The sequence below is a fragment of the Mesorhizobium sp. WSM4806 genome, assembly GCF_055811635.1.
This window is the reverse complement of the sequence record NZ_JBVVQZ010000006.1, coordinates 138,660-149,254: the sequence shown is the minus strand read 5'-3', so window position 1 is coordinate 149,254 and position 10,595 is coordinate 138,660. Positions and strand designations below refer to the sequence as shown.

Below are 10,595 nucleotides of genomic sequence, written 5' to 3'. Positions count from 1 at the left end.
CGCCTCCTATTGCAGCCAGGCTGAGGGGCCGGCGCCGGCCTCGTCGAGCGTGTGGCCGGTGCGGAAACGATCGAGCCCGTAGGCTGCGATCAACGGATGCGGCTTGCCGGTGGCGATCGTGTGGGCGAAGCACCAGCCGGAAGCCGGCGTCGCCTTGAAGCCGCCATAGCACCAGCCGCCGTTGAGATAGAGGCCCTCGATCGACGTCGGGCAGATGATCGGGCTGGCATCGGGCGTCATGTCCATGACGCCGCCCCAATGGCGCAGCAGTCGGATGCGCGAAATGCACGGCATCAGAGCGATCGCCGCCTCCGCCACTTCGCGCACGACGCCCAGATTGCCGCGCTGGGCGTAGGAATTGTAGCCGTCGAGATTGCCGCCGAAGACCAGCCCGCCCTTGTCCGACTGGCTGACGTAGAAATGATCGGCGCCATAGGCGACAACATGGTCCACCAACGGCTTCAGCGGCTCGGTGACGAACGCCTGCAGGACGTGGCTTTCGATCGGCAGTTCCAGGCCGGCCTTGGCGCCGAGCACGGATGTATGACCGGCAACAGCGAGGCCGACCTTGCCGGCGTCGATCCGGCCTTTGGTCGTTTCGACGCCGACGATCCTGTCGCCGTCGCGGAGGAAGCCTGTCACCTCGCAGTTCTGGATAATGTCGACGCCATGGCCGTCGGCGGCGCGCGCATAGCCCCAGGCGACGGCGTCGTGGGGGGCCGTGCCCGCCCGGCCCTGGAAGATAGCGCCATGGATCGGAAAGCGGGCCGTATCGGAAAAATCGAGATAGGGCACGAGACGGCGCACCTCGTCGCGGTCGAGGATGTCGGCATCGATGCCGTTCAGCCGCATGATGTTGGCGCGGTGGCTGAAGCCGTCGAGCTGGTCGGCGGAATGCGCGGTGACGAGCTGGCCGCGCTGCGAGAACATGACATTGAAGTTCAGCGCCCGCGACATGTTCTCCCAGAGTTTCATCGAGAATTCGTAGAACTGGGTGTCGCCGTCGAGCAGGTAGTTGGAGCGGATGACGGTGGTGTTGCGGCCGACATTGCCGCCGCCGACATAGCCCTTTTCGAGCACCGCTACGTTGCGGATGCCGTGGTTCTCGGCGAGGTAGAAGGCGGTAGCGAGGCCGTGTCCACCGCCGCCAATGACGATCACGTCGTAGGACGGTTTTGGCTCCGCTGCCCGCCAGGCGCGCTGCCAATTCTTCTGGCCAGACAGCGCGTTGCGGAAAATCGAAAATGCCGAGTAGCGCGCCATGCCTGCGGCCTATCGAACGATCGGGCCGGCCGGCGTGCGGGTAAGCACTTCGGCGCCCGCATCGGTCAGAAGCACGGTGTTGGAAACGAAGTCATCGCCGCGACCGGTGCCCATCAGCCACGACAGGATGTGGAAGCTCATCCCGGTCTCGATTTCGAGATCGGAATCGTGCCTCAAGCCGGTCACCGAATTGCCGCCGGTCCATGATGGCGGCTGGCCGGCGCCGACCAGATAGCCGCAGTGATGGCGGCGATAGTGGGAAAGACCGGCCTCGTCGGCGACGGTCTGCCAGGCGGCGTAGACGTCGCGCGCCCTGGCGCCGGGCCTGAGTGCCTCGACGACGGCATCGAACGCCCTGGCGGTCACCTCCGCCATCGCGGCGTCTTCGTCGCTGATATGGCCGATGCGAACGAGCCGGCCGAGCGGCGCGTGATAGCGCGAGATGCAGCCGGACAGTTCGACGAACACCGGCTCGCCCTTGCGGTAGATCCCGTCGCCCCAGGTCGTGTGCTCCTCGCCCAGGCGGGCGGCTGGGCGGATGAACGGGCCGAAGCCCGGAGCATGACCGCCGGCGCGGATCATTGCTGACACGCATTGGGCCGCGACCTCCTGTTCGGAGGCGCCGTCCGAGATCGCGGCGATCGCGGCGCCGGCGGCGGCGTCGGTCACTTGTGCCGCCTGACGCATCAGCGCCTGTTCCTCGGCGCTCTTCACCCGCCGCATCTTGTCGACCAGCCCGGAAACATCGCTCCATCTGGCACCGGCCTGCGTCTGCAGGGCGACGGCAAGCCCATGGCTGAGGCCGGCCGTCCAGTATTCGAGGCCGATCCGCTTGCCGGACAGGCTGAGCTCCGCAAGCACCCGCGCGGCAAGGTCGGCCGCCGTTTCGCTGTCGGAATGGCCGCGGAATTCCGCTGCCGTCACCTGTTTCTCGATCGTCACCTTTTCCATCGAGCGGGTGACCAGGACAGGTTTCCCTTCGAGCGGCACGATCAGCAGGTGTGGGGCGAAATATCCCCAGTGATCGAGCCCGGTGAGGTAGAAGACGTTCTCCGGCGAAGCAAAGACCGCCGCGTCGAGCTCGCGCTCGGCCAGCGCCGTGCGGACCCTGACAAGGCGGTCGGCGATTTCGGCCTCGGAAAACGGATTACGGTCCATCAGGCATCCTCGTGCTTGTTACCGGTTTCGTTGCCGGCATGATCTTTCGTCAGTGACCGGCTTCCAGTCCCCATGCTCAGTCGATGACGATGAGTTCGCGCGCCAGGTCGCAGAGGCGTTCGCCCCCGCGATCCGTGACGACGAAGGATTCCGAGATGGTGATGCCGAAATCGTCGAGCCAAACGCCGGCCATGAAATGGAAGCACATCCCGGACTGCATCTCGGTGGTGTCGCCGGGACGAAGACTTGCGGTGCGTTCGCCCCAATCGGGCGGGTAGGCGAGCCCGACCGGATAGCCGACGCGGCTCTCCTTCTTCAGCCCGTTCTTCCTCAACACTGCCTGCCAGGCGGCTTCCACCTCTTCGGCGGTGTAGCCGGGGCGCGCCTTCTCAAGGCCGGCGTCGACGCCCTCGACAATCGCCTCGGCCATGTCGACGAGGGCTTGCGGCGGCTTGCCGAAATGCACGGTCCGCGTCAGCGCCGCATGATAGCGCCGCCGCACCCCGGCGATCTCCAGAATGGCGAGGCCGCTGTCCGGCAGCGGCGCGTCGGACCAGGTCAGATGCGGCGTGCTGGTGCCCTCGCCGACGGGCATCAGCGGACAGATCGCGGCATAGTCGCCGCCCGCTCCGGGCACGCCCATGATCTGTGCCTGATAGATTTCCGCAATGACATGGTTCTGCGGCACGCCGGGCCGCATTTTTTCGATGCCGTGTTTCATGGCGTGCGTGCAGATCGCACCGGCCTCGCGGATCAGCGCCAGCTCGGCTTCGGATTTGACCAGCCGCGCCCAGTTGACGAGATCGTGGTTGTTGGCGAAGTGCGCGTCAGGCAGCCCGCTGACGAGATGGGCATGGCAGCGCGCGGTGTAATAATGCGCGTCCATCTCGACGCCGATGCGGGCGTTTCCCCAGCCACGCGACCGGATCAGCTGGGCGAGTTCGTCATAGGGGTGTTCGACGGGCTGCTGCACCAGCCGTTCCGAGAACGGCACGATGTTCTTCTCCGGCAGGCCGGTGGTCAGGCGTGCGCTCCTGGCGTCCTGCGCCCTGCCGAACCAGATCGGCCGGTCTTCCCTGAGATGGACGAGCACGCATTGCGGAACATAGAACGACCATCCGTCATAGCCGGTCAGCCAGCACATATTAGCTGGGTCCTGACAGATGATGAGGTCGAAGCCGGCCTTCTCCATGCGTGACTTCACGCCGGCCAGGCGCTGCGCATACTCCGCTTGCGTGAAAGTCCCGAAACCGCTCGCGCTCGCCACCGAAATCCCACCTGCCAGTACGCTGGTTTTTTCTTAAATTGTGCACAACTAGCAATAATGTGTGGTCTGATTACGAATTATTACCAGATTTCTGTAGGTTTTATATCTTAGCTTGCACAATGTCTAGGGCAGTTGTATACGTCTTGACAGGCAGGTGTCGACCTCGAAGAAGGCCGCGCCCGGGAATATCAGTCAGTTGTTCAATGGGAGAAAAGCATGTTCAAATCATCGATATCGCGCCGGATGGTCGTGAAAGCCGCCGCCTGCCTCGCGCTTGCCGCGACATCATTCACGGCGCTGCCCGCTTATGCGGAAACCACCCTCGAACAGGCCAAGAAGGACGGCTATATCCGCGTCGGCTTTGCCAACGAGGCGCCGTTCGGTTACGCCACGCCTGACGGCAAGCTGACCGGCGAAGCGCCGGAAGTTGCCAAGGCGGTACTCGCCAAGATGGGTATCGCGCAGGTTGACGGCGTGCTGACCGAGTTCGGCTCGCTTATCCCAGGTCTCAAGGCCGGCCGCTTCGATATCATCGCCGCCGGCATGTTCATCAATCCGAAGCGCTGCGCCGAGATCAATTTCTCCGAGCCGTCCTACGGCATCGGTCAGGCCATGCTGGTGGCAAAAGGCAATCCGAAGGGCGTGAAGGACTTTTCCAGCATCAAGGAAAACCCGGATCTCAAGCTCGCCGTGATGGCCGGCGCCGTCGAGGGCGGCTATGCCAAGGACGCTGGTGTCGCCGCCGGGCAGATCGTTGCCTTGCCCGACCAGTCCAGTCTGGTCGCCGCCGTCCAGTCGGGCCGTGCCGACGCTGCCGCGCTAACCGCTCTTTCGATCGCCGACATGGCCAAGAAGGCCGACGGCGTCGAATCGACCAAGCCGTTCGGCGAGGTTGCCGGCAAGTCGGTGAAAGGCCATGGCGGCTTCGGCTTCCGCAAGGAAGATACCGACCTGCAGGAGGCGTTCAACGCCGAGCTGAAGACGTTCCTCGGTTCGCCGGAGCACATCGCGCTGGTCGAGCCGCTCGGCTTCGGCAAGGACTACCTGCCCAACAAGACCACCGCGGAGCTTTGCGCGGGCAAATAGGTTCCCAACTGCTGGCGGCGCGAAAGCGCCGCCCCTTTTTCCTGGGGGAATCCGCATGGGAATCTGTACGCTCGTTGCCATGCTGGTCGTCGCGCTTGTCGTGATCGGTGCCTTGGCAACGCAGGAATCTTACAAAGTGTTTATGCCGGGGCTGCTGCAAGGCGCGGTCCTGACGATCGAGATCGCTATCCTCGCCAGCCTGCTGGCAATCGTCATGGGCGTGCTGGCGGCGCTGGCAAGAATGTATGGCCCGGCGCCGCTCAAATGGCTGGCCACGGTCTATGTCGAGATCTTCCGCGGCACCTCGGCGCTGGTGCAATTGTTTTGGCTTTTTTTCGTGCTGCCGCAATTCGGTGTCACGCTCAACGCATTTCTGGTTGCTGTCCTGGCGCTCGGCCTGAACGTTGGTGCTTACGGATCGGAAGTCGTGCGCGGCGCGATCCAGTCCGTCGCCCGCGGACAGTGGGAGGCGTCTACCGCATTGAACATGAGCCGCCCCCAGATGCTGCGCCGGATCATCCTGCCGCAGGCTTTCGTCGCCATGATCCCGCCTTGGGGCAATCTGTTCATCGAGCTTTTGAAATCGACAGCGCTGGTCTCGCTGATCACGCTCTCGGACCTCGCCTTCAAGGCGCAGCAAATGAACCAGAACACGTTCAAGACCATTCCGATCTTCACCCTCGTCCTGCTGATGTACCTGGCAATGTCGCTGGTCGTGACCATCGGCATGCGGCTTCTCGAAAGGCGGGCTTCGCTCGGATTGGCGCGGGGGAAGGCAGCATGATCTGGGACTGGGCATTTGCTTTTGAAATCCTGCCGGTGCTCGCCAGCGCTGCCATCGTTTCCATCGAGGCGACGCTGATCGGGTTTGCGCTTGCCGCCTCGCTTGGCCTGGTGCTGGCGGTGGTCCGCATCGCCGTGCCGTGGACCGGCTGGACGATTTCGGTGCTGGTCGAACTGATCCGGTCGACCCCGTTGCTGATCCAGATATTCTTTCTCTATTTCGTCTTTCCGAAATTCGGTGTCGTGCTCGACGCCTTCACCGCCGGGGTGCTTGCCATCGGCATCCACTACGCTGCCTATTGTTCGGAGGTCTATCGCGCCGGTTTCGACAACATCCATCGCGGCCAGTGGGAAGCCTCGGTCGCACTCAATCTGTCAGCCTGGACGACGTTCCGCGACATCATCATTCCGCAGGCGATCCCGCCGATCGTTCCGGCGCTCGGCAACTATCTGGTTGCCTTGTTCAAGGAGACGCCATTGCTTTCCGCAATCGCCGTGCTGGAGCTGATGCAGACCGCCAAGATCATCGGCTCCGAAACCTTCCGCTACACTGAGCCGATGACGCTGGTCGGCCTGTTCTTCCTTGCCATGAGCCTGGTTTCTGCCGCGCTCATTCGCTCCCTCGAAGGCTTGCTCAACCGGAGGACCATGCGATGACGGAACAACCGATGGTCCGCTTCGACAATGTTTCGAAACGCTACGGCGCGCTGACCGTTCTCGACGGGCTCAATCTGGACATAGCACGCGGCGAGAAGGTCTCGATCATCGGGCCGTCCGGCTCCGGCAAGACCACGGTGCTGCGCATGCTGATGACGCTGGAGACGATCAATGACGGCGTCATCTGGGTCGAAGGCGAGCCGCTCACCCACATGGAGAGGAACGGCAAGCTTGTTCCCGCCGATCTCGCGCACATCCGCAAGATCCGCGCCAAGATCGGCATGGTGTTCCAGTCGTTCAACCTGTTCCCGCACATGACGGCGATGCAGAACTGCATCGAGGCGCCGATAACCGTGCTCGGCATGAAGCGGGCCGATGCCGAGGCGCGTGCGGCCGAGCTGCTCGACATGGTCGGCCTGTCGGAGAAGAAGGACCACTATCCCTCGCAGCTTTCCGGCGGCCAGCAGCAGCGTGTCGCCATCGCCCGCGCTTGCGCCATGCGGCCCAAGATCATGCTGTTCGACGAGGTGACCTCGGCACTCGACCCCGAACTCGTCGGCGAGGTGCTTGAAGTCATCCGAAAACTCGGCAGGGAACATGACCTCACCATGCTGATGGTCACCCACCAGATGGGATTTGCCAAGGAATTCTCCGATCGCGTTTGCTTTTTCCATGCCGGCAAGATCTGCGAGCAGGGGCCGCCAAACGAGTTGTTCGGCGCCCCCAAGAACGAGCGGACGCGGCAGTTCCTGCACGCTGTCCTGGAGGCTGGATGACGCTTGAGACGACTGCCACGCCCCTGGCCGTGACCGCCGCACCGCCGCGCCCGCTCTCGGCGCGGGAGCGGTTCGAGCGTATCTACCGGATACTGCGCGACCGCATCTGCCTGCTCGACTATGCGCCCGGCAGCCATCTCTCCGAGGAAGAGCTTGCCCAGGAATTCCAGATCAGCCGCACGCCGGTTCGCCGTGTCCTGGCGCGCCTCGAATCCGAGGGTCTGGTTCAGTCCGTCCATGGCGTCGGCACGATCGTCACCGATGTCGACATCGAGGAATTGCAGCAGGTCTATCACTTGCGCCTGGAGCTGGCGCTCCTCGTCGGCAAGCTTTCACCGATCCCGCGCACGGCGGACGACCTCGACCGGATAAGGGCACTCATCGCGCGCTGCGATTCCGATGTGCTCAATCCCGACCAGCGCGCTTTCCTGCGCCTCAACATGGATTTTTTCTACGAGCTCACCGCGATGACCGGCAACCAGCCGCTGCGCGAGATCAGCGAGCGCCTGTATTTTCAGGTCGCGCGCGTCGTCCTGAAGATGATGCCGCAGTTGGGCCTGGTCGAGGAGTTCACTGCGTTCCGCCGCGAAATGGAAGAGGTGCTTGCCGCCGCCGAGATTGGCGACTGGGAGTCGATCGGGCACATCAGGCGAGCCCATATCTCGATGAGCTTTCGCCGCATGATGCGTCATGCAGGCGAGGTCAACCTATCCGGCGGAACTCTGTAATTCACGTTTGACCTGGCGCACGCCCGGGTCACGACCGGTGGGCACCGCTTCGTCGGCCGGCGACCAGCTTCAGCCAGGGCGCAAAATGGAAGGCGCTCATCAGCAAGTACATCATCGGCATTTCGTTCAGCGGCGACGCATCTTGCGCCGCGCAGATCATGTCGGCATCACCGGTAACGGCCGTCAGCAGCGCCATGATTGCGAAGGTGGGCGCGGCCGCCAGCGATAGCCAGTCGGCCGCGCCACGGGCGGCGACAGAGTCGGTTGGGAAATCGGCAGATCCGCTGCCTTCGGGCGGCATCTTCTGGTCGGGGTGGAGTGTCATCGAGATGTCATCCCTTTTCGACACGGCGCGCTGGCTGTTGGTGCTGAGATAGATTAGGAGCGGACATCGAAAGGTGAGAGTGACAAGTGTGACGGGATTCCGATGGACTCGCTGATCACCGCTGCGGCGCGCGCCCTTGCGACGGGTGATCCTCTTGGCGCTTTGAAGCGGGTCGCCCTGCGTGAGGATGCGCCCGCGCTTGCGCTGCGCGGCATCGCGATGGCGCAGCTCGGCGATCTCGTCCGAGCAAAGGCTCTTCTCAAAAGTGCTGCGCGCGCCTTCGGTCCGAGAGAGGCGGTGGCACGCGCGAGGTGCGTCGTCGCCGAAGCCGAGATCGCGCTCGTCTCGCGCGACCTCGGCTGGCCGGCGAAGGCACTCGACGCCGCGCGGTCGACGCTTGAAAAACACGGCGACCACGTCAATGCCGCGCATGCGCGCAATCTCGAAGCGCGGCGCCTGCTCCTGATCGGACGCCTCGATGAGGCGGAGGGCAGGCTGGCTGGCTTCGACCCGACAACGCTCCCACCCGCGTCGAGGGCCGCCCACGAGCTGGTGATTGCGGGGATCGCGATACGCCGCCTCCGCACCAAGGCGGCGCGCGCTGCGCTCGGGCGGGCCGCGCACGCGGCGGGCCAGGCGGACATTCCAGCGCTGACGGCCGAGGTTGAAGGCGCATCCCTGGTGATGAACACGCCCGCGGCGCGCCTGATCGCGCGCGGGGTTGAGCGCCCGCTCCTGCTCGAGGAGGTCGAAGCGCTGCTGGCGTCGGGGGCACTCGTCGTCGACGCCTGCCGCAATATCGTGCGGGACGCCGGCATGATCGTCTCGCTGGCGACGCGCCCGGTCCTGTTCGCGCTTGCGCGAGCGCTGGGCGAAGCCTGGCCCGCAGACGTGCCGCGGAGCACGCTCGTCGCACGCGCCTTCGGCGGCAAGCACGCCGATGAATCGCATCGCGCCCGGTTGCGGGTCGAAGTCGGTCGGCTTCGGGTGGAGTTGCGGTCACTGGCGGATGTGAGCGCGACCAAGCGAGGCTTTGCGCTTAAGCCGCGCCGCCCACGCGATGTCGTGGTGCTGGCGCCGCCCGCCGACGAGCCGCATGCAGCGGTGCTCGCCTTCCTCGCCGACGGCGAGTCGTGGTCGAGCTCGGCGCTCGCAATTGCGCTCGGAGCCAGCTCGCGCACCGTGCAGCGCTCGCTCGAGCAGCTTGCGGCAGCAGGCAAGGTGCAGTCGTTCGGCCGCGGGCGAGCGCGTCGTTGGATGACCCCGCCCGTGCCGGGATTCCCGACAATCTTGTTACTCCCCGGCTCGCTGTCGGGCTACTAGGATAGAAGCATGAAACGATCTGCAGCCGAAGTCCTCCGCGAATATGGACCCTTTCCGGATGTCGACCAGGTGGCTGGGGTTACGTTCGACGGTCAGCACGTCTGGTTTGCGTCAGGAGACAGACTGAACGCCCTGGACCCTGCGAGCGGCAAGGTGGTGCGCGCGATCGATGTCGCCGCGCACGCAGGAACGGCCTTCGACGGCCAGCACCTGTTCCAGATCGCCGAAGATCGCATTCAGAAGATCGATCCCAACACTGGCCGCGTGCTCGCCACGATTCCGGCGCCAGGTGGCGGCGGCGACTCCGGACTTGCCTGGGCCGAAGGCTCGCTTTGGGTGGGGCAGAATCGCGGTCGCAAAATCCATCAGATCGATCCCCAGACAGGGGCAGTACTTCGCACGATCGATTCCAACCGTATCGTCACAGGGGTCACCTGGATCGACGGCGAACTCTGGCACGGCACCTGGGAAGGTGACGAGAGCGACGTCAGGCGGATAGATCCTGAAACCGGAAAGGTCCTGGAGAAGCTTGATATGCCGCCTGGAACAGGCGTGTCGGGGCTCGAGTCCGATGGTGGCGATCAGTTCTTCTGCGGCGGTGGAAACAGCGGCAAGGTGAGGGCCATCCGCCGACCCAGGCGAGGCTCCGAAACCCCGGTCGACCCGACGGGCAAGTAACCGAAGCGGCCCTCGCGGGCGCGCTTTCCGCTTTGACGAACCGTCCGCCGGGAGCGGTCATCAATGCGGCGGACCGAATCCGCTGGAGCCCTTAAGCGCTGTTGGGCTTGTCGCGACGCGCGACGATGTAGATGTGGTCGGCAGCCAGGACCACATCGCCATGCTGGTTGATCACCTCGCAGCGCTCGATGACGCGACCCGACTCTGGCCGCTTTGGGTCGTCTTGCTTGGCCGAGATGGTGGTGCGGGTCTTGATCGTATCGCCGATGAACACCGGCTTTATGAAGCGCAACCTGTCATAGCCATAGGAGAACGCGACCGGGTTGATGACGCTTGCCGTCAGTCCGACGCCGACCGAGAAGACCAGCGTGCCATGCGCGATGCGCTGGCCGAACGGCGTCGTCTTCATGAACTCGGCGTCCATGTGGTGGGGAAAGAAATCGCCGGTATGGCCGGCATGCACGACGAAGTCGGTCTCGGTGACGGTGCGTCCGCTGGTCATGCGCGACGAGCCGATCTGGTAATCCTCGAAATAGATCGTCTGCTCCATG

General features: G+C 64.2%; 12 protein-coding genes. 7 read left to right on the top strand and 5 right to left on the bottom strand.

Translation table 11 applies throughout. From position 1 onward, the window contains the following. Nucleotides 1-6 precede the first annotated feature (6 nt). The 3 genes from AC0L2M_RS11770 to AC0L2M_RS11760 form a co-directional block, all read right to left on the bottom strand. Nucleotides 7-1,263 carry a sarcosine oxidase subunit beta family protein gene (locus AC0L2M_RS11770; protein WP_473534924.1) on the bottom strand — a complete coding sequence of 419 codons (1,257 nt, stop codon included), beginning with the start codon at nucleotides 1,261-1,263 and terminating at the stop codon, nucleotides 7-9. A gap of 9 nt (nucleotides 1,264-1,272) precedes the next feature. Continuing rightward, nucleotides 1,273-2,421, bottom strand: coding sequence for a M24 family metallopeptidase (locus AC0L2M_RS11765; protein ID WP_473534923.1), 1,149 nt, complete (start codon nucleotides 2,419-2,421; stop codon nucleotides 1,273-1,275). A gap of 76 nt (nucleotides 2,422-2,497) precedes the next feature. Further along, complete coding sequence (locus tag AC0L2M_RS11760; protein ID WP_473534922.1) at nucleotides 2,498-3,688, bottom strand: M24 family metallopeptidase; 1,191 nt, start codon at nucleotides 3,686-3,688, stop codon at nucleotides 2,498-2,500. A gap of 216 nt (nucleotides 3,689-3,904) precedes the next feature. Here AC0L2M_RS11760 and ehuB point away from each other — a divergent pair, with 216 nt between their 5' ends. The 5 genes from ehuB to AC0L2M_RS11735 are packed head-to-tail and all read left to right on the top strand — an operon-like array spanning nucleotide 3,905 to nucleotide 7,718. Further along, complete coding sequence (gene ehuB / locus AC0L2M_RS11755) at nucleotides 3,905-4,774, top strand: ectoine/hydroxyectoine ABC transporter substrate-binding protein EhuB (protein WP_023800462.1); 870 nt, start codon at nucleotides 3,905-3,907, stop codon at nucleotides 4,772-4,774. A gap of 55 nt (nucleotides 4,775-4,829) precedes the next feature. Then, a complete protein-coding gene (gene ehuC / locus AC0L2M_RS11750; RefSeq protein WP_473534921.1) occupies nucleotides 4,830-5,558 on the top strand; it encodes an ectoine/hydroxyectoine ABC transporter permease subunit EhuC in 729 nt (242 codons plus the stop codon). Next, nucleotides 5,555-6,214, top strand: coding sequence for an ectoine/hydroxyectoine ABC transporter permease subunit EhuD (ehuD, locus tag AC0L2M_RS11745; protein WP_023800464.1), 660 nt, complete (start codon nucleotides 5,555-5,557; stop codon nucleotides 6,212-6,214). The genes ehuC and ehuD overlap by 4 nt, the downstream gene beginning before the upstream one ends. Beyond that, nucleotides 6,211-6,990: an ectoine/hydroxyectoine ABC transporter ATP-binding protein EhuA gene (gene ehuA / locus AC0L2M_RS11740; protein WP_027152502.1), complete on the top strand. Its 780-nt coding sequence runs from the start codon at nucleotides 6,211-6,213 to the stop codon at nucleotides 6,988-6,990. Before ehuD ends, ehuA begins: the two co-directional genes overlap by 4 nt. After that, on the top strand, nucleotides 6,987-7,718 hold the full coding sequence (locus tag AC0L2M_RS11735; RefSeq protein WP_128179680.1) for a GntR family transcriptional regulator: 732 nt from the start codon (nucleotides 6,987-6,989) through the stop codon (nucleotides 7,716-7,718). Before ehuA ends, AC0L2M_RS11735 begins: the two co-directional genes overlap by 4 nt. A gap of 28 nt (nucleotides 7,719-7,746) precedes the next feature. Here AC0L2M_RS11735 and AC0L2M_RS11730 read toward each other — a convergent pair whose 3' ends face one another. Next, on the bottom strand, nucleotides 7,747-8,043 hold the full coding sequence (locus tag AC0L2M_RS11730) for a hypothetical protein (RefSeq protein WP_473534920.1): 297 nt from the start codon (nucleotides 8,041-8,043) through the stop codon (nucleotides 7,747-7,749). Nucleotides 8,044-8,145: 102 nt separating this feature from the next. On the opposite strand from AC0L2M_RS11730, the gene AC0L2M_RS11725 reads away from it, so the two are divergent. Both AC0L2M_RS11725 and AC0L2M_RS11720 read left to right on the top strand, forming a co-directional pair. Next, nucleotides 8,146-9,366, top strand: coding sequence for a helix-turn-helix domain-containing protein (locus AC0L2M_RS11725; protein WP_473534919.1), 1,221 nt, complete (start codon nucleotides 8,146-8,148; stop codon nucleotides 9,364-9,366). Between the two features lie 9 nt (nucleotides 9,367-9,375). After that, on the top strand, nucleotides 9,376-10,044 hold the full coding sequence (locus AC0L2M_RS11720) for a Vgb family protein (RefSeq protein WP_473530921.1): 669 nt from the start codon (nucleotides 9,376-9,378) through the stop codon (nucleotides 10,042-10,044). A 91-nt stretch (nucleotides 10,045-10,135) separates the two neighbouring features. On the opposite strand, the gene AC0L2M_RS11715 is transcribed toward AC0L2M_RS11720, so the two are convergent. Next, nucleotides 10,136-10,594, bottom strand: coding sequence for a MaoC/PaaZ C-terminal domain-containing protein (locus AC0L2M_RS11715; RefSeq protein ID WP_473534918.1), 459 nt, complete (start codon nucleotides 10,592-10,594; stop codon nucleotides 10,136-10,138). Nucleotide 10,595 lies beyond the last annotated feature (1 nt).

What these genes read in the sequence shown, in the direction of transcription:
- AC0L2M_RS11770 (WP_473534924.1), bottom strand. Translation starts at nt 1,263, where the DNA reads ATGGCGCGCTACTCGGCATTTTCGATTTTCCGCAACGCGCTGTCTGGC.
- AC0L2M_RS11765 (WP_473534923.1), bottom strand. Translation starts at nt 2,421, where the DNA reads ATGGACCGTAATCCGTTTTCCGAGGCCGAAATCGCCGACCGCCTTGTC.
- ehuB (WP_023800462.1), top strand. Translation starts at nt 3,905, where the DNA reads ATGTTCAAATCATCGATATCGCGCCGGATGGTCGTGAAAGCCGCCGCC.
- ehuC (WP_473534921.1), top strand. Translation starts at nt 4,830, where the DNA reads ATGGGAATCTGTACGCTCGTTGCCATGCTGGTCGTCGCGCTTGTCGTG.
- ehuD (WP_023800464.1), top strand. Translation starts at nt 5,555, where the DNA reads ATGATCTGGGACTGGGCATTTGCTTTTGAAATCCTGCCGGTGCTCGCC.
- ehuA (WP_027152502.1), top strand. Translation starts at nt 6,211, where the DNA reads ATGACGGAACAACCGATGGTCCGCTTCGACAATGTTTCGAAACGCTAC.
- AC0L2M_RS11735 (WP_128179680.1), top strand. Translation starts at nt 6,987, where the DNA reads ATGACGCTTGAGACGACTGCCACGCCCCTGGCCGTGACCGCCGCACCG.
- AC0L2M_RS11730 (WP_473534920.1), bottom strand. Translation starts at nt 8,043, where the DNA reads ATGACACTCCACCCCGACCAGAAGATGCCGCCCGAAGGCAGCGGATCT.
- AC0L2M_RS11725 (WP_473534919.1), top strand. Translation starts at nt 8,146, where the DNA reads ATGGACTCGCTGATCACCGCTGCGGCGCGCGCCCTTGCGACGGGTGAT.
- AC0L2M_RS11720 (WP_473530921.1), top strand. Translation starts at nt 9,376, where the DNA reads ATGAAACGATCTGCAGCCGAAGTCCTCCGCGAATATGGACCCTTTCCG.
- AC0L2M_RS11715 (WP_473534918.1), bottom strand. Translation starts at nt 10,594, where the DNA reads ATGGAGCAGACGATCTATTTCGAGGATTACCAGATCGGCTCGTCGCGC.